Raw genomic sequence first — 23116 nt, 5'->3', positions numbered from 1 at the left:
GTTGTTGCCAAGCATCATGGCCCTACTGAATATCCTGCAATACCCTGATCCGCGGCTGCACAAGGTCGCCAAACCGGTCGCCGTGGTGGATGACCGCATCCGCAAACTGGTGGCCGACATGGCCGAGACCATGTACGAGGCGCCGGGCGTCGGCCTGGCCGCCACGCAGGTCGACGTGCACGAGCGCGTGATCACCATCGACGTGTCGGAATCGCGCGACGAGCTGCGCGTGTTCATCAACCCGGAAATCATCTGGGCCAGTGATGAGCACAAGGTGTGGGACGAAGGCTGCCTGTCGGTGCCTGATATCTATGACAAGGTCGATCGCCCGGCCCGCGTGCGCGTGCGTGCACTGAACGAGAAGGGCGAAACCTTCGAGCTGGAGGCCGACGACCTGCTGGCGGTGTGCATCCAGCACGAGATGGATCACCTGATGGGCAAGGTCTTCGTCGAATACCTCTCGCCGCTCAAGCAGACGCGCATCCGTTCCAAACTCAAGAAGCATCAACGCGACGCGGCGCTCCAGCGTTGAACGCGTTCCCATGCCTGCCGACGCCGACGCGCGCCCTCGCCCCATCCCGCTGATGCCGATCGCTCCCGATGACGCAGGCACCAACGTAAGCCCGCGCCGCCTGTCGGCGCTGCTCGTGCGGCACTGGCGTGCCGTCGTCGTGCTGATGCTGTGCGCGTATTTTGTGGCGGGCACGTTCTGGCGCGCGCCATGGAAGGCGGACGAGCCGTATTCCTTCGGCATCGTCATCAACATCATCGAGCGCGGCGACTGGGTCGTTCCCAACGTCGCCTTCGAACCGTTCGTCGAAAAACCCCCGCTGATGTACTGGACGGGCGCGCTCGCCGCGCTCGCGCTGCCCGACATGCCGCCGCACGAAGCCGTACGCGTGGCGGTGCTGTTCTGGATGGCGCTGACGTGCTGGGCCGTCTGGCGCACGGCGCGCCTGCTGCGCAGCGAAGCGCGCGACTGGCGCTTGCGTGTGGGGGCAGACCTGGCTCGCGGGCGCCCTGGGCTGACGTTGGCCGCACGCCGTGAAGCCGGCCTGGACGCCGGCGGCGCTGCATTGCGCGACTATGCGCTGGGCGCGCTGCTGCTGTTTGCCGGCTGCGTCGGACTGGTCGAGCACGTCCACAAGTTCATTGCCGATGTCCCGCAACTCGCCGGCACCGCGATCGCCCTGTATGGCCTGGTGCGCTTCGTCAAAGAGAGCGAAGCTGGCGGTGCAAAGGGCGTCGACGTCCTGCGCCCCGCACTGTGGTTCGGCACGGGCATCGGCGTGGCCTTCCTGGGCAAGGGCGTGCTGGTGCCGGGGCTGTTCGCGATCACCCTGCTGGCGGCGATCGCCCTGTTGCCCGATTTCCGGAACCGGCAGGCATGGCGCTTCTATGGCCTCTCGCTGCTGGTGGCGCTGCCATGGCTGGCGATCTGGCCGGCCGTCTTCTGGCACGAATCGCCGGACCTGTTCATCGAATGGTTCTGGGTCAACAACCTGGGCCGCTTCTTCGGCTTCTCGCATCTGGGCGGCGAGAAAGGCGCGCTGACGACGACCATCCGTTCCATCTTCCTGACCGGCACGCCGGCTGTGTGGCCGGCGGTGGCCGTGCTGGGCGTGTCGCTGTACAAGCTCATGCGGCAGCGCGGGCATGGCGCGCGTACGGCGTGGCTGTTGCCGTATCAGGGGCACCTGGTCGTCGCGCTGTTCGTGTTGGCGACGATTGCCGTGGTCCTGCGCTCGGCGGTGCTGCGCGATGTCTACCTGATGCCGCTGCAACCGGCGCTGGCCCTGCTCGGCGCGCCGATGCTGCTGCTGATCGCGCCAGCGTGGCGGGCGCGCGCATGGGGCGCGGCGGTGGCGTTGTTTGGCGTGCTGGGTCTGGTGGTGTGGGCCGTGTGGGGCGCACTCGTGACCAGCGGCGGGCAATTGCTGCCGGGGTGGCTCGCCAAGATGCTGGGCCGCGTGCTGCCGTTGCCGTATGACATGCTGATCCACCCGTTCGCCGTCTTGGCGGCGGGGGCGATTACGGCGCTGTGGGCTGCCTGCGTGTGGCTGCGGCCGGCGCGTTCGGGCGTGGTCGCATGGGCAGCCGGTCTGGGCATGGTGTGGGGCCTGCTGGGCACGCTGCTGATGCCCTGGGTGGACGACGCCCGCAGCTACCGCCCGCTGTTCCAGGCGATCAAGCCGGTGCTCGAATCGGCGCAGATCTGTGTGGCCACGCGCGGCATGGGCGAAAGCGAACGCGCGCTGATGCACTACGAAACCGGCGTGCGCCCCGTCAAATGGCTGCTCGGCCACAGCGGTGCCGGCGACGATCACCGCCCCAACCCGACCGCGCGCACCTGCGACCTGATACTGGTGCTCGAAAAACGCCCGGAACACGCCCGACGCCGCCCGCACGGCAACAACTGGGAAATGGTCTGGCGCGGCAGCCGTCCGGGCGACACCAACGAAACCTTCTCGCTGTTCCAGCGGCGCAGCAATGGCGCGCCCGAGGCGCTGCCGTCGCCCGAGCCCATCGTGCCGCTGACCGACACGCCGCATCGCGGTCGTCGCTAAGCCCAATGCGCTACGCTGTCGTGTAGCGCGCTTCCCCTCGTTTTCGGTTTTCCATCCATGACGTCCACCCTCCGCGTAGCGTTTGCCGGCACGCCTGAATTTGCGCAGATTGCCCTGGCGGCCATCCACCAGGCCGGCTTTCCCGTCGTTGCCGTGCTGAGTCAGCCGGATCGCCCGGCAGGGCGCGGCATGCAATTGCAGGCGAGCCCCGTTAAGCAGTACGCCGTCACGCATGGGTTCGCGCCGATCCTGCAGCCGCCGTCGCTCCGCCGCACGGGCAAATATCCGCAGGAAGCCGCCGAAGCCATCGACGCCCTGGCCGCCCAACGCCCCGACGTGATGGTCGTCGCGGCCTATGGCCTGATCCTGCCGCAGGAAGTGCTCGATCTGCCGCGCTTTGGCTGCATCAACATCCACGCGTCGCTGCTGCCGCGCTGGCGTGGCGCCGCGCCCATCCACCGTGCAATCGAAGCGGGCGATGCCGAATCGGGCATCACGCTCATGCAGATGGATGCGGGCCTGGATACCGGCGACATGATCGCCATGGAACGCGTGCCCATCGGCCTGACCGACACGACCGGCACGCTGCACGACACGCTGGCCGCGCTCGGCGGACGCATGGTCGTGGAGGCACTCGCCAAGCTGGCGCAGGACGGCAAGCTCGACGCCACGCCGCAGCCGGCCGAAGGCATCACGTATGCCGAGAAGATCGCCAAGGACGAAGCCGCGCTCGACTGGTCGCGCCACGCCGCCGCGTTGCTGCGCCAGGTGCATGCGTTCAACCCGTTTCCCGGCGCATCGGCTGCGCTGGATGGCGTAGCGATCAAATTCTGGCAAGCGGAGGCGCTGGCCGATCGCCCGGCTGACGTAGAACCCGGCACGGTACTCGCCGCCAACGCCGAGGGCGTCACCATCGCGTGCGGCGCCGGCGCGCTGCGTGTGACGCAGTTGCAGAAGCCAGGCGGAAAACGCCTGCCTGCGCGGGAATTCCTGCAAGGCCTGGCGATCCAGCCCGGCCAGCGCTTCGCCTCGCGCAGCTGACCACGCCATCTATATAGAAGAGGATTTCGCCATGACCGCGCTGGGCATCGTCAATCTGCCGCTCTTCATGCTGGCCGTGTTTCTGCTGAATGTGACGCCAGGGCCCGACACGGCCTATATCGTCGGGCGCAGCGTCTCGCAAGGACGCGCGGCGGGGCTGCTGTCGTCGCTGGGGGTGTCGGCGGGCTGCTGCGTGCACGTGCTGGCGGTCGCGTTCGGGCTGACGGCGCTGCTCGCGGCGTCCACCGTGGCGTTCACGGTCATCAAGGTGGTCGGCGCGGCGTACTTGATTTATCTTGGCGGCCGCATGCTGCTGGCGCCGCCTGAACGCGACGACGCCCCGGCCGAAAAAACGGAAACGCCCGCCGCCCGGCGCCCGCGTCCGCTCAAGTCGCTGTTCATGCAGGGTTTTCTCACCAATGTGCTGAACCCGAAGGTCGTGCTGTTCTTCCTGTCGTTCTTCCCGCAGTTCGTCGATCCGCACGCCGCCCACAAGGCGCTGGCCTTCCTGGCATTGGGGGCGGTGTTCATCGTCATGTCGACGATCTGGAACAGCTTGGTGGCGTGGGTGGCCGCCAGCGTCACGCGCCGGGTGGCAGGCAAGCCCGGCATCAAGCGGTGGCTCGATCGCGTCGTGGGCACGGCGTTTATCGGCCTGGGCGCGCGGCTGGCGTTCACCACCCGTTGATGCGTCAAGCGTCATCTGCGGCGAAATATCGCGCAAGTGCGGCGCAAACCCTTGAATTTTCAGCGATTATCGCGATCTAACGACTTCACAACCCCCAACACCCACAGGAGCCACGCCCCTATGTTCAACTGGATCAAGACCTTCATGTTGATGGCAGCGATCACCGCGCTGTTCATCGTCATCGGCGGCATGATCGGCGGACGCAGCGGGATGATGCTGGCGCTGCTGTTCGCGCTGGGCATGAATTTCTTCTCGTACTGGTTCTCCGACAAGATGGTCCTGCGCATGTACAACGCGCAGGAAGTCAACGAGACCAGCGCGCCGCAGTTTTATCGGATGGTGCAGGAGTTGGCCGGCCGCGCCGGCCTGCCGATGCCGCGCGTCTATCTCATCGACGAAGCACAGCCGAACGCCTTCGCTACCGGCCGCGACCCAGAGCATGCCGCCGTGGCCGCCACGACCGGCATCCTCAATATCCTGTCGGAACGCGAACTGCGCGGCGTGATGGCGCACGAGCTGGCCCACGTGCAGCACCGCGACATCCTGATCTCGACCATCTCGGCGACCATGGCCGGCGCGATCTCGGCGCTGGCGAACTTTGCCGTGTTCTTCGGCGGTCGCGACAGCGAAGGCCGCCCCGCCAACCCGATCGCCGGGATTGCGGTGGCGATCCTCGCGCCGCTGGCGGCGTCGCTCATCCAGATGGCGATTTCCCGCGCACGCGAGTTCGAAGCCGACCGCGGCGGCGCGACCATCAGCGGCGACCCGCAGGCGCTCGCCTCAGCGCTGGACAAGATCCATCGCTATGCGGCCGGCATTCCGTTTGCCGCCGCCGAAGCCCACCCGGCCACCGCGCAAATGATGATCATGAACCCGCTGCATGGCGGCGGCCTGGCCAACCTGTTCAGCACGCACCCGGCCACGGAAGAGCGCATCGCACGGCTGATGCAGATGGCGCAGACGGGGCAATATCCGGCGTAAAAGCGGCAGCCCGACGGGGCGCTTCCTTTATACTTCCGCAGTCCGCACGAGCCCGCCCATCGCGGGCTCGTTGCATTTTGTCCGCCCGATTTCCTGCCGCCCGATGCGCCTGCCGCCCGATTCCCTCGCCCACGCCTTGTCGCTTGCCGCCGCCGCCCTGGGCAAGCTGCGGCAGGGCACGGCATTGCCGCAGGCCATCGATGCCGTCTGCCAGAGCCAACCCGCACCGGTGCGCGGCGCCGTGCAGGATCTCGCCTACCGCGCCACGCGCTGGCTGGGCAGCACCGACTGGCTGATCCGCACGCTGATCCCGCGCCCGCCCGCCGAAGGCGCCGCCAATCTGCTGCGCGTAGCGCTCGCACAATTGCTGGACGAGCCGCTGCCGTACGCGCCGTTCACCGTCGTGGACCAGGCCGTCACGGCGGCCTCGGCTGATCCGAAGCTGTCGCACGGCAAGGGCATGATCAACGGCGTGCTGCGCCGCTTCCTGCGCGAGCAACAGGCGCTGGTCGCAGACATGCAGGCGGATCCGTCGGCCGCCACCAACTACCCGACGTGGTGGATCGACACCGTACGCAACGCGTATCCCGATGTCTGGCAAACCATCCTGGCCGCCGGCAACCGCCGCCCGCCGATGGTGCTGCGCGTGAACCCGCGCCGCATTGCCGTCGACGCGTATCTCGCGCGCCTGGCCGAAGCCGGCATCGACGCCGAGCGCATCGGCGAGCAGGCCGTCCGCCTTGCGCGCGCCGTGCCCGTTGCCGAACTGCCGGGTTTTGCCGACGGCGATGTCTCCGTGCAGGACGCCGGGGCGCAACTGGCTGCAACGTTGCTCGACGTGGCCCCCGGCCAGCGCGTGCTCGATGCGTGCGCCGCCCCGGGCGGCAAGACCGGCCATCTGCTGGAGCTGGCTGACGGCCTGGACGTCACGGCGCTTGAGTCGGATGCCGCGCGCGCCGTGCGTATCACCGAAAATCTCGCACGCCTGAGCCAGAACGCCACGCTCTGCGTCGGCGACGCGGCAAAACCCGACACCTGGTGGGACGGCCGACCGTTCGACCGCATCCTGGCCGATGTGCCGTGCTCGGCCGCCGGCATCGTGCGGCGCCATCCGGACATCCGCTGGCTGCGCCGCCCCGCCGACCTCAAGGCGCTGGCCGGGCTGCAGCGCGACATCGTGCGCGCCCTCTGGGCATGCCTGAAGCCGGGTGGCAAGCTGGTTTATGTCACGTGTTCGATTTTCCCGACGGAAGGCGAGGACCAGGCCCGATGGTTTGAACGCCATCTGGAAGATGCGATACGATTGCACGCGCCCGGCCAGTTGCTGCCGGTCTCGCCCGACGCGGCGCTGACCAGCGGATTCGACGCCGGCGCGTCGCCCATGCCGCTCGATCACGACGGCTTCTTTTACGCGGTTTTCCAGAAACGGCCTTGATGCACCGACCGTTGTGACTGTCATCCTTCGCCCATCGATCCGGCTGCTGCAAACCCGGTTCCGGCAGATTCTGCAACGGCTGGTCGCGCTGGTCGCATTGGGCATGCTCCTGTGGTGGCCGGTCGCCGCACCCGCACAGTCCATCGAAGTCAACCGGGCGCAGCTCGAATACGCCGACGGCGGCTGGAACCTCTCCGCCGATTTCGATTTCGACCTGCCCAGCAACCTCGAAGACGCAGTCAACAAGGGCATCGCGCTCTACTTCCTCGTCGAATTCGAGCTGATCCGCCCGCGCTGGTATTGGTTTGACGACCACGCCATCAGCGCCACGCGCGTGGTGCGGCTGTCGTATCACCCGCTCACACGCCAATACCGGGTATCGACCGGCGGCCTGCAGGTGCCGTTCTCGCGGCTGAAAGACGCCGTCGATTTCATGCAGCACGTGCGCGGCTGGCGCGTGTTCGAGCAGCGCGCCGTCAAGGCCGGCGAAACCGTCCAGGCCGAAGTGCGCATGCGCCTGGACGTGACGCAACTGCCCAAGCCATTCCAGATCAACGCCGTCAACACACGCGACTGGAATCTCAGTTCCGAATGGAAGCGCTTCAGCGTGCTGGTGCCGAATGAGCCGCCGCCTGCCCCGGCGCCCGCGCCTGCTGCGCCGCCGGCCAGCCCACCGGCATCCTCGCCGCCCGCTTCGGGTGCGTCGGGCCTGTCGCCCAATTCGGGCTGGGGGATGAGCGCCGGCCCGTCCAGCGCAGGCACATTGCTGGCGCCCGCCAAATGATCTTCGATCGCAGCTACAAGCGGCTGCTCTATCAGGTGGTGGCCGGCACCATCGTCTTTCTGGCGATCGTGCTGGTCGGGCTGCTGGCCGCCGCATCGGCCAATACCGAATTCTTCGACCGGTATTTCACGCTGCTCTACAAGGTCAACCTCGTCATCGGGGTACTGCTGGTGGTGATCATCGGCGGGCTGATGCTGGCGCTGGCGCTGCGCGCGCGGCGCGGCAAGTTCGGCACGCGGCTGATGACCAAGCTGGCGGTGTTCTTCGGCGTGGTCGGCGTCCTGCCTGGCGTGCTGATCTATCTGGTGTCGCTGCAGTTCGTGTCGCGCAGTATCGAGTCGTGGTTCGACGTGAAGGTCGAATCGGCGCTGGAGGCCGGCCTGAACCTTGGCCGCTCGACCATGGACACGGCGCTGGCCGATCTGCAGAACAAAGGTCGCCTGATTGCCGAACAGGTGGGCGATGGATCAGCCTCGGCCACGGCCATCACGCTCAATCGATTGCGTGAGCAATTCGGCGTGCAGGAAGCGACCATCTTCACGGCCAGCGGCCGGGTGATCGCCACCGCGTCAAACACCTACGACTCGCTCGTGCCGAACCTGCCCGATCAGGCCGTGCTCGAACAGGCCCGCGCGCCGGGCGGTTACGCCAGCCTGGAAGGCGGCAGCGATAACGATACCGGTAGCGCCTCCGCGCCGGCCGCCTCGGCGCCAGCGGCACGCAACAATGGCCGCCGCAATGATCTGTACCAACTCCATGTGGTGGTGGCGCTGGGGACGGCGTCCCGTGACGAGCCGGGCCTCGGGCTGAGCACGCCGGCACGCAAATGGGCCGGCACCGGTTTGCTGGCAGACCGCCGGCCGGAAGATGGCGGTGGCACCTCGCGCGGCTTCGGCCTGATCGGCGAGAGCGGCCGCGACGAACGTTTCCTGCAGCTCGTGCAACCGGTGCCGCAGGCGCTGGCGCGCAATGCCGACGCCGTCCAGCGCGCCTACCAGGAATACCAGGAGAAAGCGCTCGGCCGCACGGGCCTGCGCAAGATGTACATCGGCACGCTCACGCTCACGCTGTTCCTGGCGGTGTTCATTGCGGTAATGCTGGCGCTGCTGCTCGGCGCGCAGCTGGCACGGCCGCTGCTAATGCTGCTCCAGGGCACGCGCGAAGTGGCCGAGGGCGATCTCTCGCCCAAGCGCGAATTGCATACGCGCGACGAACTCGGTGTGCTCACCCAGCAGTTCAACCAGATGACGCGGCAGCTGGCCGACGCGCGCCGCGCCGTGGAGCAGAATCGCGCGGCACTCGAGCAATCGAAGGCCTATCTTGAGAGCGTGCTGACCAACCTGACCGCGGGCGTCTTCGTGTTCGACCATCGCTTCGTGCTGCTGACCGCCAACCCGGGTGCCGAGCGCATCTTCAAACAGCCCTTCGGCGCGTGGGTCGGCCAGGGGCTGACCAGCATCACGCCGGTGGCGGCCTTCGCGCCGGTGGTCGAACAGGCCTTCGCCGAACAGGACGCAAGCACGGCCGCCGGCGGCGCGGTGGCCCACTGGCAGAAGCAGGTTGAAATTCCGCTCGAAGACGAAGACGAGCCCCTCACGCTGCTGGTGCGCGGCACGCGCCTGCCCGGCCCGTCCGTCGGCGCGCACGGCACCGAGCGCGGCTACGTGGTGGTGTTCGACGATATTTCCGACGTGATCTCGGCGCAGCGCTCTGTGGCGTGGGGCGAGGTTGCGCGGCGCCTTGCGCACGAAATCAAGAATCCGCTCACGCCCATCCAGCTCTCGGCCGAGCGCCTGGAGATGAAGCTTTCGCCCAAGCTGTCCGAGGCGGACGCTGACGTGCTGCGGCGCGGCGCCACCACCATCGTCAACCAGGTGGCCGCGATGAAGCGCATGGTCGATGATTTCCGCGACTACGCCCGCACGCCGCCGGCCATGCTGCAGGAGCTGGACCTGAACGCGCTGGCCGCCGAGGTGCTGCACCTGTACGGCATCGATCACCCCGACCGCCGCGACCATCCCGTCATCGAGGCCAAGCTGGGCGCCAATCTGCCGCTCATCAAGGGCGACCCGACGCAACTGCGCCAGGTCATCCACAACCTCCTGCAGAACGCGCAGGACGCCGTGGCGGAGAACGAAGCGGCCGGGCGACCTGCTCCGCATGTCATGTTGCAAACTGACACGGTAGAATACGACGACGCCTCGGGCGCGCGGCGGCAGGCCGTGCGGCTTGCGATCGCGGACAACGGCGGCGGGTTCTCTTCCCGCATCCTCAACCGCGCCTTCGAGCCGTACGTCACGACCAAAGCCAAGGGCACAGGATTGGGCTTGGCCATGGTGAAGAAAATCATGGACGAGCACGGGGCGCGCATCGAATTGCGCAACCGCCAGTCCAGCACAACATCGGGCACATCGGGTACCGACACCGTCGGCGCCCAGGTTTCCATACTGTTCGTAAAACTCGCGTAGCGCGGACGGCAATCCCGCCGCACATAGAGGAAAAGCATGGCCACCATCCTCGTTGTCGACGACGAAATGGGTATCCGGGAGTTGCTCTCCGAAATCCTCGGAGACGAAGGGCACGTTGTTGAAGTCGCCGAGAACGCGCAGCGCGCGCGCGAATACCGCGCGAACGCAACGCCCGACCTCGTCCTGCTCGATATCTGGATGCCGGATACCGACGGCGTGACGCTGCTCAAGGAATGGGCGTCGCAAGGTCTGCTGACCATGCCCGTCATCATGATGTCGGGGCACGCCACCATCGACACTGCTGTCGAGGCGACTAAGATCGGCGCGCTGAATTTCCTGGAGAAGCCCATCGCGCTGCAGAAACTGCTGACCGCGGTGGAGCAGGGCCTGTCGCGCAGCAAGGAAAAGCCGCGCTCCGCCGCACCGGCTGCAGCGCCGTCGGCGGGACTGGCAGGAGCCGCGCCCAACGCCGCAGTCGCGGGTACGCCTGCCGGGCCGGATCGCACCGATATCAACGGCGTACCGACCCGCCCTGCCGAAGGCGGCGGCATGCAGTTCTCGTTCGACATGCCGCTGCGCGAAGCGCGCGACCTGTTCGAGCGCGCGTACTTCGAATACCACCTGCAGCGCGAAGGCGGCAGCATGACGCGCGTGGCCGAAAAGACCGGCCTGGAACGGACTCACCTGTACCGCAAGCTCAAGCAACTGGGCGTCGAACTCTCGCGCAACAAGGGCGAGCCGGCGGCCTGATCATCAAAGTGCTCGGAGGGACTTGACGACTGGGCGCACACCCTGTCATACTTGCCTTTCTTTGCTTGGCCCGGTAGCTCAGTTGGTAGAGCAGCGGATTGAAAATCCGCGTGTCGGTGGTTCGATTCCGCCCCAGGCCACCAAAATTCCTCGCCCTTCAAGATCAATCGATTTTGCAGGGCAACAAAAAAGACCTCCTCGCGAGGTCTTTTTTCATTTCTGCGACGCCGTTCGCGCGTCCCCGCCATCTCCCCATTTGCCGCGCCAGCCGCCAATCTGCGGCGCAGTGGCGCATGCACAAAAAATGTACCCGAGGCTCTTGACGCAACGCAGCTTAGGGTATACCTAGCGGCGCAAACTGCGCCAAACTGTCGCAGGCCTCGGTATAGTGACTCAACGCTATCAAGCGGCAAGCACAAGGAGATTCTCCATGGCACTCGTTGGCACCGGTCACCACCACTTTCATTTCCACGCTTTCGACGGCATCAGCCGCAAGACGCGGTTGACGTGGTTGCGCAATGCCGCGGCGCTAACGTGTCTGATGGCGCTTGTCGCGGCCATGTGGGTGGGCGGCAATCTGTCGGCTCTGACGCACACGCCGCTCATGAGCGGGGTGTCATCGATCGGCGCGGTGATGATTCTGGCCTGCACGTGCATGGCGCTGAGCCTGCTGGGGCTGGTCGGCGCCGGCTTCTTCCAACTGCGCATGGAACAGCTCGACGCGCCGGCAACCTGAGACGCACGCACCACACGCACGACGGAGGCTTCGGCCTCCGTTTTTGTTTGCCTAGACGGCCGCATTCCTGGGATGCGGCCGTTTTTGCGTTCGCCCAACGCACTGAGGTCAATCCGAACTTGACTCATTTGTTTCAATTACGTAGTTTACGAAACAGTTGAATCAATTCGGCCACCTCATGACGTTCGATGGGCTCATGCAAACGCTGCGCGACCGCGCCGGCGATTTGTCTCCGCAACTGCAGCGCGCCGCCATGTTGCTGGAAACGCACCAGCACGACATCGCCCTGCTTTCGATGCGGGACTTTGCGCGCCGCTGCGACCTGCCCCCGGCCACGTTCTCGCGCCTGGCACGCGCGCTGGGCTTTGATGACTTTGCGGCGCTGCGCGACATCTGCGTGAACCACCTGCGCCAGCAAGCTGACGGCTTTGCCGTCCGGGCCAACGCGCTGCAAGGCGACGATGCGGCGGGCGCGTCGGAGGCCGAGCGCATTGGCATGGCGATCGGCGCGCATGTGCAGTCGGCGTTTTCGCCGGCCAACGTCGCAGCGCTGGAGACCGTCGCCAGCGCCCTGTGCAAGGCGCGCCGTGTCTTCCTGCTGGGCGCACGCAGTTGCCTGGCGCTGACGCATGCATTCGGCTATGCCGCGCAGCTGTTCGACGACAAGGTCACGCTGTGCGCCGGCAGCGGCAACACGCTGGCCGACCCGCTGCGCTTTTGCGGCGCGGGCGACATCGTCGTTGCCGTCACGTTTGATCCGTACACGCGCGAGGTCGTCGAAGCGATGCAGTACGCGCATGCGCGCGGGGCGCGCCTCGTGTATGTGACCGACAGCGCCATCGCCCCCGGCGCTGAACTGGCGTGGCAGCACCTCGTCGCGCCCGTCGCCATTCCGTCGTTCTTCCATTCGCTGGCCGCGCCGATGGCGCTGCTCGACGCGCTGCTGATGACCTGGTTCCGCCACGCCGGGCCCACTGCGCTCGCCCACCTGGCCGACAGCGACGCCCAACTCAAGCAACAGGCCGCCTACGTGCGCAGCGCCCGCCGCAGTGAAGCGGCTGTCGCCGTGCCGCCCACCCAACGTTGACCTCCCGAGATCACCCATGACACCGTCCACCACCTCCGTCTTCCACCGCGACCCGCGCAAGACGCTGCCCACCGCAGTCGGCGGCGAGGGCATGACCCTCATCGACTCCGACGGCAAGCGTTACCTCGACGCGTGCGGCGGCGCCGCCGTTTCGTGTCTCGGCCACGGCCACCCGCGCGTGGTTGATGCCATCTGCAAGCAGGTGCGCGCGCTAGCCTATGCGCACACATCGTTCTTCACCACGGACGTGGCGGAAGAACTGGCCGCGCGCCTGGCCGCTGCGGCGCCGGGCGATCTGGACCACGTGTATTTCGTCTCCGGCGGTTCGGAAGCAATCGAAGCGGCGCTGAAACTCGCACGCCAATACTTCGTTGAAATCGGCCAGCCGCAGCGCCGGTACTTCATCGCGCGGCGTCAGAGCTATCACGGCAACACGCTGGGTGCATTGGCGATTGGCGGTAACGCATGGCGCCGCGAGCCGTTCCTGCCGCTGCTGGTGCCGGCGCACCATGTTTCGCCGTGCTATGCGTATCGCGAGCGCCTGGATGGCGAGAGCGACGCGCAATACGTGCAGCGCCTGGCCGACGAGCTGGACGCGAAGATCGTCGAACTCGGTGCCGAAAATGTCGCGGCCTTCGTCGCCGAAACCGTGGTGGGCGCCACGGCCGGCGCGGTGCCGCCGGTGGGCGATTACTTCCGCAAGATGCGGGCCGTGTGCGATCGCCACGGCGTGCTGCTGCTGCTCGATGAGGTGATGTCCGGCATGGGGCGCACCGGCTACCTCTTCGCATGCGAGGAAGACGGCGTGGTGCCCGACATGATCGCCATTGCCAAGGGCCTCGGGGGCGGGTATCAGCCGATCGGCGCAACGCTGGTGAACCGCCGCATTGTCGACGCGATCACGAACGGCAGCGGCTTCTTCCAGCATGGCCACACCTACATCGGCCACGCCACGGCATGCGCGGCGGCGCTGGAAGTGCAGAAGGTCATCGCAGAAGAGAACCTGCTCGCCAATGTGCAGGCGCGCGGCGAACAACTGCGTGCAGCGCTGCGCGCGCGCTTTGCCGACCACGCACATGTGGGCGACGTGCGCGGCCGCGGGCTGTTTGTCGGCGTGGAGCTGGTGGCGGATCGCGCGACCAAGGCGCCGCTGCCGCCTGCCCGCAAGACGCACGCACGCGTAAAGGCCGAAGCGATGCAGCGCGGCCTGATGGTCTATCCGATGGGCGGCACGATCGACGGCCAGCGCGGCGACCACATCTTGCTCGCACCGCCGTTCATCGCCACCGCGCAGGACATCGACGCCATCGTCGAACGCCTGGGCGACGCCGTTGACGCCGCCACCGCCGCCACGCTGGAGGCCGCGTGGTAACTCAGCCCATCGCCATCGCCGTTGCGCCCAACGGTGCGCGCAAAACGCACGCCGATCACCCCGCATTGCCGATCACGCCCGACGAACTGGCCGCCTGCGCGCGCCAATGCGTGGATGCCGGCGCCGCGATGCTGCATCTGCACGTGCGCCGCCCCGACGGCACGCACAGCCTGGAGCCTGGCGACTACCGCCCGGCCATCGCCGCCGTGCAACGCGCCGTGGGCGACGCGCTGGTGATCCAGATCACCACGGAGGCCGTCGGCATCTACACGCCCGAACAGCAGATGGCTTCGGTGCGCGCGCTGCAGCCGGAAGCGATTTCCGCCGCGCTACGCGAGCTGGCGCCCGACGCCGCGCACGAGGCGGAAGCCGCGCGCTTCTTTGGTGAGCTGGCCGCGGCGCGCACGGCCATCCAGTACATCCTGTATTCCGCCGACGACGTGGTGCGCTACCGCGACCTGCGCACACGCGGCGTGTTGCCCGATACGCCGCACTGGGTGCTGTTCGTGCTCGGCCGCTACAGCGCGGGGCAGCGCTCCGACCCCACCGACCTGCTGCCATTCCTGCAGGCGTGGGCTGACGGCGGCAACCTCACCGCCAACGTGCCCTGGGCGATGTGCGCGTTCGGCCCGCGTGAAGCCGAATGCGCGCTCACCGCAGCGCTGCTCGGCGGCCATGCGCGCCTGGGATTCGAAAACAACATGGCCCTGCCCGACGGCAGCACCGCACCCGACAACGCGGCGCTCGTCACCAACCTGCGACGGCATCTCGACGCGCTGCACCGGCCGCTGGCCAGCGCCGCAGATCTGCGTAGCTGGTTCGGCCGTTAGGACGTTCCGCATTCATCGCCACGAAGCCAAAGCACAGACGGCCGCAACACAACAGGCCGCGCACCACAACCATTGGAGGAAGTATGCGTTTGACCACCCGCTGTATCCGGATCATCCCGCTTGCGCTGACGAGCCTGCTCGCGATCGGCGCGCACGCGCAAGCCCTGGACGGCACGCTCAAGAAGATCCAGGACAGCAACACGATCCTGATCGGCGTGCGCGAATCGTCGATTCCGTTTTCTTACCGCGACAGCAAGAACGAGATCGTCGGTTTCTCGGCCGACCTCTGCTCCCGCGTGATCGACGCCGTCAAGAAGAAGACGGGCAAGCCCAACCTCGACATCAAGCAGATTCCGGTGACCTCCCAGAACCGTACGTCTCTGGTGCAGAACGGCTCGGTCGATCTGGAGTGCGGCGTGACCACGCACCTGAAGTCGCGCGAGCAGCAGACTGCTTTTTCGACGACCTTTTTCATCGCCGGCACGCGCCTGCTGACCAACGTGAAATCCGGCGTGAAGGATTTCCCCGACCTGGCGGGCAAGTCGGTCATCACCAACGCGGGCACCACGTCGGAACGCATCCTGCGCAAGATGAACGACGAGAAAAAGATGAACATGAACGTGATCAGCGGGAAGGATTACGGTGAATCGTTCCTCACGCTTCAGAGCGGCCGCGTGGCGGCGTTCATGATGGATGACGTGCTGCTGGCCGGCGCACGCACGCTGGCGCAGAAGCCCGACGACTGGGTCGTGACCGGCACGCCGCAGTCGTTCGAAGCCTACGGCTTCATGCTGCGCAAGGACGATCCCCAGTTCAAGAAGCTGGTGGACGACACCATGACCGGCGTGATGAAGAGTGGCGAGATCAAGACGCTCTACGCGAAGTGGTTCGAAAAGCCGGTGCCGCCCAAGAACTTGAACTTCAACTTCCCGATGAACGATCAGTTGAAGGCGCTGTACGCGAACCCGAACGACACGCCGTTCGAGTAAAGCGCAGCGGCAGCCTTACGCCATGCTCCGGGCCAGCGCGGCGCGCTCCGCCTGTGGGATGCGCGCCGCCAACAGGTGGCCGGCGGCCCAGTGCCCGGACTCGGCGGCACCGTCCGTCCACGGGCTGCCGAGATAATCTCCCGCCAGCACAATCCGACGATCACGGCCAAGCGTGGCGCGGTACGCCGCAATGGCACGCGCGCGGCCGACGGGCGATCGCGGCTCGGCCGCAGCCCAACGCTGCACGTGTGCCGACACCACTGCACGCTCCAGACCCGGCAAATGCATCGCCATTGCCTCGGTGGCGGAACGGATCAGCGTGTCATCGTTCTGCGGCATGGTGCGCGTCGCGGCCTGCTCGCCGAACATCGCACAGACGACAGGACCGTCGCCTCGCCCTGCACTGTGCTGAAATGTCAGCGCCGCCAAAGGGCCGCCCTCCACGGGTGAAAACAGCGCGCCGTACGCCTGCGCGAATACCTTCGGTGCCGACCATGAAGGGGAAAGACCGAGGGCCACATGAATGCTCGGCGCGTAGGTCGCGTCGAGGACTGCGGCCTCGCCCAGCGTCGGATGGGGCAACCACGCCCGCGTTGCATGTGCAGGCGTGGCGAGCACCACGCCGTCGGCGCTGATCCACTCTCCGTTGACGCACAGGCGCACGCCCTCTGACGTTTCAGCAACCTGTTCGACGTTGGCGCCGTAACGCACATCGAGCGACGCGGCCATCGCGCGCGGCAGCGCCTGCCAGCCGCCTTCAACGATCAGCGTGTCTGCGCCGCGAAATGCGCCGAGCGCGGCCAACAACGCTCGCGAGGTCCCTTTCAGCCGGTGAAAGTACAGACCATGCACCATGGGTTCGAAGACGTACCGCGTGGCAGCGCCGCCGAACACGCGTGTGGCCCAGTCCTGCGCGTCGGCGTCGTCGAATGCGGCCAGACTGGCGTAGTGATTGGGGTCAATGCCGCGCGCCTCCCGCGCTTGGGCAAAGCCGCCTCGCAGCATCTGCCATGTTTCACCACAGGTGAGTTGGCCCGTGGTCGCAAGCGACCATGGGCGTTTGGAATGCACGGCGCGAAAGTCCTGCCCTCGCTGCAGCGCCGCCACGGCCGAAGTCTTGTGCAGCCGTGACGACAACCCCGCCTCGTGCAGCAACGGCAGCACGTGGCGATATCGTGACGACACGAATTGCGCGCCGCATTCGATGGTGCGTCCGTGAAACGGCACGCTGAGGATGCGGCCGCCGGGCGCGCGCGCCGCCTCGAATACTGTGACGGCGCAACCTGCCTGTTGCAGATGCCGAGCGGCGTTCAGTCCCGCAATGCCCGCCCCGACTACGATGAAATGTCGCATGGCCAAAAAGTGAATGGTGACGCGACTTACAATACCGGCTGGCCGCGCACCATACACAGCCTGTCAGTTTCTGCACGAGGACGCCGTCATGCCCAGAACCACCCGCACGCGCTGGATCGAAGCCGGTTTTGAACTGCTCGACATGTATGGCGCGGATGGTGTCTCGGCAGAGCGCCTGGCGCGCCGCCTGAATGTGACGCGCGGCGCGTTCTATCACCACTTCAGCAGCCGCAACGACTACGTGCGCAGCCTCCTGGCCGAGTGGGAACGCGCTTATACCGGCAGCATCCTTTCGCTCGTCAAACCCGACGACACCGCCGAGACGCTCCTCGTGCGCTACCTCGACGTGGCCGCATCGATGCATCCGGGGCGCGAAGTTGCCATCCGCACGTGGGCCATGCGCGAGCCACTGGTGGCTGAATACCTCGAACGCGTGGATTCGCAGCGGCTGGCCTTCGCCACACAACTGTGCGGCTTGCACGGAGGCGTGCCCGACGACGCCGCCTTCTGGGGCCGCATCGCCCACCTGTGCTTCATCGGTACGCAGCAGACCACGGCCCGCCCCGACCCCGAGGCGTTCCGGGCGTTCTTTCTGAAGTTGTTCGCGATGTCGCAACGGCTGGCCGTTCCAGCCTAGCCGTCGGACTCAGATACCGGCCTGCGCAACGGCCTCGATGCGCGCCTGATGCACGGCCTGCTTGATGTGCGCCGGGTTGTCGGCATAGCGCTTGGCGACGGCGCCGGCATCGATGGACGATGCAGCCGCCAGCGCGCGCAGCAGGCGTTCCGTCTGCGGATAGCTGCGGTCTTCAAACCCGAGCCGGCCACGTGCGTCGGCCTCGCACGCCTGCAGGGCCTGACGGAAACGGTCCGGCTTGCGCAGCGCATCGCAACGCTCGAGCAGACGCACCAGCGCTGCGGCATCGAAACCATCGCAACGATGGATGTTGCCGTGCTCGCGCGCCACCACCAGCGCCAGTTCGCGGCACTCGGTCGGCACGCGCAGGCGCTGGCACACCGCTTCGATCAGTGGCAGGCTGCGCTCTTCGTGGCCAATGTGGCGGGGCAGGATGTCGTCGGGCGTGGCGCCCTTGCCGAGGTCGTGCACCAGCGCGGCAAAGCGCACCGGCAACGAGGTCGCCATCGCTGCCGCGGTTTCGATCACCATCATGGTGTGCACGCCGGTGTCGACTTCGGGGTGATAGTCGGCGCGCTGCGGCACGCCCCACAGCCGATCGAGTTCCGGCAGCAGGCGCACCAGCGCCCCGCAGTCGCGCAGCACGGCAAACATGCGCTGCGGATGGGCTTCCATCAGGCCGCGTGCAATCTCCTGCCACACGCGCTCGGGCACCAGCGCATCGACTTCGCCGTCCTGCACCATGCGTTGCATCAGCGCATTGGTTTCGGGCGCGACATGGAAGTCGGCAAAGCGCGCAGCAAACCGCGCCAGGCGCAGGATGCGCACCGGGTCTTCCATGAACGCATCCGACACATGCCGGAACGTGCGCGACGCCAAGTCGGCCTGTCCCCCGTACGGATCGACAACGGGGCCGACGAGCGCGCCGTCTTCCGCCACGCGCTGCGCCATCGCATTGATGGTCAGGTCGCGGCGGACGAGGTCGTCTTCGAGCGTGACATCGGGGGCGTAGTAGACCGAGAAGCCCTTGTAGCCGGCAGCCGTCTTGCGCTCGGTGCGGGCAAGCGCGTATTCGGCATGCGTCGCGGGATGCAGGAAGACCGGGAAATCCTTGCCGACCGCGCGAAAGCCACGTGCCTCCATGGCTTCCGGCGTGGCGCCGACCACAACGTAATCCCGGTCCTGCACCGGCAGCCCGAGCAGCGCGTCACGAATGGCGCCGCCCACGGCATACACGTCCAGCCCATGCGTGGCCGGATCGACGATGGCTTCAGCCTGTGCCGCGCGTTCCGTCATTGATTGGCGGCATGGTCGGCAACAACCAGCGTGTCTTCGTCCGGCGCGGTGCGATACGGCTCGTCGTCGGCGAGGAAGTCATGCTCGGCGCGCGCACCGTCGATCCACTCCTGCATGGCGGGCAGATTGAGGATGTAGTCGGCATAGGCCTTGGCGGCTTCGGGCAGACGCACGCCGTACGTGGCGAAGCGGCTGACCACCGGCGCATAGAACGCATCGGCCACCGTGAAGTGACCGAACAGGAACGGGCCTTCGGCCGCGTACTTCTGGCGCAGCTCAATCCAGATCGTGGCAATGCGGTCGATGTCGCGCTGCACGGCCACGTTCCAGCCCATGCCGGGCAGCACGGCCGTCACGTTCATCGGCATGTTGTTGCGCAGGTTGGTGAAGCCGCTGTGCATTTCAGCGCAGACCGAGCGGGCGTGTGCACGGGCCTTCGGATCGGCCGGCCACAGTTGTGCGCGCGGAAAACGCTCGGCGAGCGTCTCGCAGATGGCGAGCGAATCCCACACCGTCATGTCGCCGTCCACCAGCACCGGCACACGGCCCGCCGGCGAGTAGCGACGAATCTCGGTGGAAAACCCTTCGACAAAAAGACGCACGCGAATCTCTTCGAACGGAATGCCGGCCTGCTTGGCGAGCAGCCACGGGCGTAGCGACCACGACGAATAGTTCTTGTTGCCGATGACCAGTTTCATGATTCCCGTCCTTGGAGAGTGCACTGCAATTGTTGTGGGAGCCCGCCAGCATCGCGCGGGAATGCCGGGCGCTCTAGTTTTGTTGTATCGGAAGCGGCGAGCGGCAGCGCGAAGGCGAACGAACCATTCTAGCCTTGCGCTGCACCGCCACAAAATGAAACGGATTGGCCACGGTTGTGAAGCGGATTCACAAACGACGCAAATCCTCCGCGTTTCCGTAGCGGCTAGCGATGAACCCGCGTACGTGCAGCACGCAATCCACGGTCCGGCCCAAAGCCGGCCAGGGCGGGCAGCATCACGGCCTCCATGCCGAGCGGGTGGATGCCGAGTTCCGGCGCGACCGGTTCCATGCTGACGTTGTCCACGCGCATGGAGTCGAGGTTGTCCCGCGAGATCGGCGCGCCTGGCAGGTGTTCGAGCAGCGCGGCCTGCATGCGGCCCAGCCCTTCGGGAAGCGGCACGATCCAGCGCGGGTGGCCGCTGGCACGCCCCGCAAAGCGCATCAGCTCCGCCAACGTGTAGATGCGCGGCCCCACCAGCGGATACGCGTGGCGGATCGTCGCGGGTTTCTTGAGCGCGTTGATGAATGCGGCGGCCACGTCGTCCACATACACGGGCTGGAAGCGCGCATCCGCACAGGCCAGCGGCACGAACGGCGCCATGCGCTGCATGCTCGCAAACAGATTCAGGAAGTGGTCCTGCGGGCCAAACACCACCGAGGGGCGGAACACCGTCCAGTCCAGCTCGCTGTTCATGACCACGCGTTCGCCATCGCCCTTGCTGCGCAGGTACATCGACGGGCCGGCCGGATCGGCGCCCAGCGCGCTCATGTGCAGCAGCCGGTTCACGCCATGGCGTCGGCATGCGGCGACGATGCGGCGCGGCAGGTCGACATGCACGCGCTGGAAGTTCGGGCCGTACGGGGTGTCGCGCGCGTCCTGCAGTACGCCGACGAGATTGATGACGGCGCAGTGCTCGCCGCCGCGCTCGGTCAGCGCCAGGAACAGTGCGTCGAGCGCGTCGTCGGCGTAGATGTCGGCATCCATCACGTCCACACGCGGCAGCAGCGTGAGGTTGTGCGCGCGGGACGACTCAGGATCGCGCGTGGGCACGATCATGCGGCCTTCGGGCAGGCCCGGCGCAGAAAATGTCTCCGTCACGAGCCGCGACAGCAACTGCGAGCCAATAAAACCGGTACCGCCAAAGATGAGCAGATTGGAGGGCTGCATGGAGGCATCTCCAAGACGGGTGGGGGGCAACACCACAATACATCCCGAACGGGATTGCCCCCAAGATATGTCGACGCAGCGTGCTGCGTGCGGCACAACTGTGCGTCAGCCAGCGCACGCGCCCATGAGAAACGCCCGCGTTGCGGCGGGCGTCGGCGGACAACGGGAGGACGATCAGGCGCTCAGGGCAGGTCGTCCGGCGTGACCGATTCGGGCACCACCTTGCCCAGGCGATCCTTGAGCGACTGCGGGCGCCCAGTCAGCAATGCGCTGTAGTAGGTCGCGTTCGACAGCACGTTTTTCACATACGTGCGCGTCTCGTTGAATGGGATCGTCTCGGCGAAGATCGCGCCTTCCACCGGCCGCGTGAGCGTCGAGCGCCAGCGTTTCGGGCGGCCAGGGCCGGCGTTGTAGCCGGCGGTCGCCAGCGTGACGGAGCTGTCCAGGTTCGTCAGGATCATCGACAGGTAGGCCGTACCCAGCAGCACGTTGGTATCGATGTCGCTCATCTGCGAAACGCGGAACCCCGGCAGGCCGATCTTCTTGGCAATGTGCTTGGCGGTTTCCGGCATCACCTGCATCAGGCCCGAGGCGCCCACCGACGAACGCGCGTCCATGATGAACCGCGATTCCTGGCGGATCAGGCCGTAGGCCCAGGCAATGTCCAATCCCACCGCATCGGCGTTGCGCTGGACCACATTGAGATACGGCGTCGGGAAGCGCAGCGCGAAGTCGTGCTCGGTCTTGGTCTTGTCGGCGGAGTTGACGGTGCGATCGAGCAAGCCCAGCTTGCGGCCATATTCGGCGGCGGCCAGCAACTCGCGGTCGCTCATGTTGCGCAATTCCCAGTTCCACTCGCGGTTGCCTTCGAAGCGCAGATTCAGGTCGTACAGCTTCTTGGCACGCCCAAAGCCCGGGTGGTTGCGGCCCATCACATCGATCTCGGCGTCGGTCACGGTCGTGCGCGGCGGCACGGTGATGCGCTGGCCGAGTTCTTCCTGCGCCAGTTGGCCATAGAAGTTGAACTGGCCGGCAATCGACTGGAACTGCTGGCGGGCTTCGTCGTTGCGATTGTCGGCCTTGAGCGCGCGGCCGTACCAGTACGTCCAGGCGGGGTCCCGATCGCGCAGGGAGGGGCGCATTTTCTCAACGGCCTGACGCACCATCTTCCAATCCCCGGCGCGCAGAGCCGCGCGCACGCGCCACTCCTGCGACTCGTCGGAGAGATAGGCATCGCCGCCGAGCGTCAGCTGGCGACGGTAAGCGTCCAGCGCATCGGGCGTCTGCTTCTTGGCGGCGTACTGGCCAATGACGCCCCAGCCCGCGCCTTGCTCTTCGCGCGACATGCCGCCGGTTTGCGCCAGCAGATACGCCGTCGCCTGCGACGGATCGTTGCGCGCCATGCGCGTCACGTTGGCCAGCGTGTCGTTGTCCACGCGATCGCCGTCGGGCAGCACTGCCGCAATGCGCGACGCTTGCGTGACGAGGTTCTGCTCCAGCGACAGCCTCGCCGCAAACGCCACGTCCGCACGCGTGAACTGCTTGGACTGCGCCAGATAGCCGATCAGGTCGACGCAGCCTTCGCCATAGCCCTTCGGATCCGACAGCGTGTTGCGGGCATCGGCAGCCACGTTCTGGCCCTTCATCGCACGCGAGAGCAGGGCATAGCACTCGACCTGCGTGTCGTCCTTCAGCACGAAGTTGGGGTACTCGGCGTCGAAGGTCGCCCAATCGCGCTTCTTGCCGAGCACGAGCAGCCAGTCGTTGCGCAGCCGGTCGGCAATCGCCTCGCCCTTGTAGCGTTGCAGGAACGAGCGGATCTCATCTTCCGGTGCATCGGTACGCGCATAGCCGCTGGCATCGAACAGCTGCGGCTTGATGCGGAAATACTGCACGTAAGACTGGATCGGGTAGTCGGAGAGGCTATCGGCCAGCTCCCAGCTGCGCGACACATCGTTGCGGCGTGCAGCGTTGCGCAGCTCGACAAACGCATCGTCCGGATTGGCCGGAATGCCCTGCGGCGCCTGGCGCTTGGCGGCCACCGCCAGCGGCGTCGGGCCGACCACGCTCATGCCCACCACGCCTGCAAAAGCCAGCGCGACCGCGCGATATACTGCCTTGGCCTTCAATGTCATCTCCTGCCCCATCCAATCACTGTTAGGTCTGCCGAATTAT

At 66.6% G+C, this 23116-nt stretch carries 20 protein-coding genes and 1 tRNA gene; 16 read left to right on the top strand and 5 right to left on the bottom strand.

Annotated features, from left to right (window positions below):
* Window positions 1–16 precede the first annotated feature (16 nt).
* From def to ABIC76_RS09600, 15 genes are all read left to right on the top strand, one after another.
* The gene (gene def, locus ABIC76_RS09670; protein ID WP_102064153.1) at window positions 17–532 is read left to right on the top strand and encodes a peptide deformylase; all 516 of its coding nucleotides are present in this window, start codon (window positions 17–19) and stop codon (window positions 530–532) included.
* Between the two features lie 10 nt (window positions 533–542).
* On the top strand, window positions 543–2567 hold the full coding sequence (locus ABIC76_RS09665) for an ArnT family glycosyltransferase (RefSeq protein ID WP_354533816.1): 2025 nt from the start codon (window positions 543–545) through the stop codon (window positions 2565–2567).
* Window positions 2568–2624: 57 nt separating this feature from the next.
* Window positions 2625–3608, top strand: a complete 984-nt coding sequence (fmt, locus tag ABIC76_RS09660; protein WP_354533815.1) for a methionyl-tRNA formyltransferase — start codon at window positions 2625–2627, stop codon at window positions 3606–3608.
* A gap of 31 nt (window positions 3609–3639) precedes the next feature.
* Entirely contained in the window at window positions 3640–4296 is a 657-nt protein-coding gene (locus ABIC76_RS09655; protein WP_027678692.1) for a LysE family translocator, read from the top strand.
* A 120-nt stretch (window positions 4297–4416) separates the two neighbouring features.
* Window positions 4417–5277 (top strand): zinc metalloprotease HtpX, encoded by an 861-nt coding sequence (gene htpX / locus ABIC76_RS09650; RefSeq protein WP_027678693.1) that lies wholly within the window; start codon window positions 4417–4419, stop codon window positions 5275–5277.
* A gap of 103 nt (window positions 5278–5380) precedes the next feature.
* A complete protein-coding gene (gene rsmB, locus ABIC76_RS09645) occupies window positions 5381–6712 on the top strand; it encodes a 16S rRNA (cytosine(967)-C(5))-methyltransferase RsmB (RefSeq protein ID WP_354533814.1) in 1332 nt (443 codons plus the stop codon).
* Between the two features lie 13 nt (window positions 6713–6725).
* Window positions 6726–7496 (top strand): DUF4390 domain-containing protein, encoded by a 771-nt coding sequence (locus ABIC76_RS09640; RefSeq protein ID WP_354533813.1) that lies wholly within the window; start codon window positions 6726–6728, stop codon window positions 7494–7496.
* Window positions 7493–9964 (top strand): sensor histidine kinase, encoded by a 2472-nt coding sequence (locus tag ABIC76_RS09635; protein WP_102064148.1) that lies wholly within the window; start codon window positions 7493–7495, stop codon window positions 9962–9964. The genes ABIC76_RS09640 and ABIC76_RS09635 overlap by 4 nt, the downstream gene beginning before the upstream one ends.
* A 36-nt stretch (window positions 9965–10000) precedes the next feature.
* Entirely contained in the window at window positions 10001–10714 is a 714-nt protein-coding gene (locus ABIC76_RS09630; protein ID WP_354533812.1) for a response regulator, read from the top strand.
* A gap of 67 nt (window positions 10715–10781) precedes the next feature.
* Window positions 10782–10857 (top strand) — tRNA-Phe (locus ABIC76_RS09625).
* 287 nt (window positions 10858–11144) lie between these two features.
* Complete coding sequence (locus tag ABIC76_RS09620) at window positions 11145–11450, top strand: hypothetical protein (RefSeq protein ID WP_354533811.1); 306 nt, start codon at window positions 11145–11147, stop codon at window positions 11448–11450.
* Between the two features lie 178 nt (window positions 11451–11628).
* Window positions 11629–12537, top strand: coding sequence for a MurR/RpiR family transcriptional regulator (locus ABIC76_RS09615; RefSeq protein ID WP_354533810.1), 909 nt, complete (start codon window positions 11629–11631; stop codon window positions 12535–12537).
* Window positions 12538–12553: 16 nt separating this feature from the next.
* Window positions 12554–13909 carry an aspartate aminotransferase family protein gene (locus ABIC76_RS09610; protein ID WP_102064144.1) on the top strand — a complete coding sequence of 452 codons (1356 nt, stop codon included), beginning with the start codon at window positions 12554–12556 and terminating at the stop codon, window positions 13907–13909.
* A complete protein-coding gene (locus ABIC76_RS09605) occupies window positions 13903–14739 on the top strand; it encodes a beta-keto acid cleavage family enzyme (RefSeq protein ID WP_354533809.1) in 837 nt (278 codons plus the stop codon). Before ABIC76_RS09610 ends, ABIC76_RS09605 begins: the two co-directional genes overlap by 7 nt.
* A gap of 83 nt (window positions 14740–14822) precedes the next feature.
* Window positions 14823–15728 (top strand): glutamate/aspartate ABC transporter substrate-binding protein, encoded by a 906-nt coding sequence (locus tag ABIC76_RS09600; RefSeq protein WP_092973985.1) that lies wholly within the window; start codon window positions 14823–14825, stop codon window positions 15726–15728.
* Between the two features lie 15 nt (window positions 15729–15743).
* On the opposite strand, the gene ABIC76_RS09595 is transcribed toward ABIC76_RS09600, so the two are convergent.
* Complete coding sequence (locus tag ABIC76_RS09595) at window positions 15744–17081, bottom strand: protoporphyrinogen/coproporphyrinogen oxidase (RefSeq protein WP_354533808.1); 1338 nt, start codon at window positions 17079–17081, stop codon at window positions 15744–15746.
* Window positions 17082–17169: 88 nt separating this feature from the next.
* On the opposite strand from ABIC76_RS09595, the gene ABIC76_RS09590 reads away from it, so the two are divergent.
* Window positions 17170–17718 carry a TetR/AcrR family transcriptional regulator gene (locus ABIC76_RS09590; protein WP_354533807.1) on the top strand — a complete coding sequence of 183 codons (549 nt, stop codon included), beginning with the start codon at window positions 17170–17172 and terminating at the stop codon, window positions 17716–17718.
* A gap of 9 nt (window positions 17719–17727) precedes the next feature.
* On the opposite strand, the gene ABIC76_RS09585 is transcribed toward ABIC76_RS09590, so the two are convergent.
* The 4 genes from ABIC76_RS09585 to ABIC76_RS09570 all read right to left on the bottom strand — a co-directional run bounded on the left by ABIC76_RS09585 (window position 17728) and on the right by ABIC76_RS09570 (window position 23076).
* Complete coding sequence (locus tag ABIC76_RS09585) at window positions 17728–19014, bottom strand: multifunctional CCA addition/repair protein (RefSeq protein ID WP_354533806.1); 1287 nt, start codon at window positions 19012–19014, stop codon at window positions 17728–17730.
* Window positions 19011–19712 carry a glutathione S-transferase family protein gene (locus ABIC76_RS09580; RefSeq protein WP_102064139.1) on the bottom strand — a complete coding sequence of 234 codons (702 nt, stop codon included), beginning with the start codon at window positions 19710–19712 and terminating at the stop codon, window positions 19011–19013. The genes ABIC76_RS09585 and ABIC76_RS09580 overlap by 4 nt, the downstream gene beginning before the upstream one ends.
* A gap of 224 nt (window positions 19713–19936) precedes the next feature.
* Complete coding sequence (locus ABIC76_RS09575; protein WP_354533805.1) at window positions 19937–20941, bottom strand: complex I NDUFA9 subunit family protein; 1005 nt, start codon at window positions 20939–20941, stop codon at window positions 19937–19939.
* 182 nt (window positions 20942–21123) lie between these two features.
* On the bottom strand, window positions 21124–23076 hold the full coding sequence (locus ABIC76_RS09570; RefSeq protein ID WP_354533804.1) for a lytic transglycosylase domain-containing protein: 1953 nt from the start codon (window positions 23074–23076) through the stop codon (window positions 21124–21126).
* Window positions 23077–23116: the final 40 nt, after the last annotated feature.

The sequence above is a fragment of the Ralstonia sp. 1138 genome, from assembly GCF_040544795.1.
Lineage (GTDB): Bacteria > Pseudomonadota > Gammaproteobacteria > Burkholderiales > Burkholderiaceae > Ralstonia > Ralstonia flatus.
This window is presented reverse-complemented; position numbering and strand designations above follow the sequence as displayed.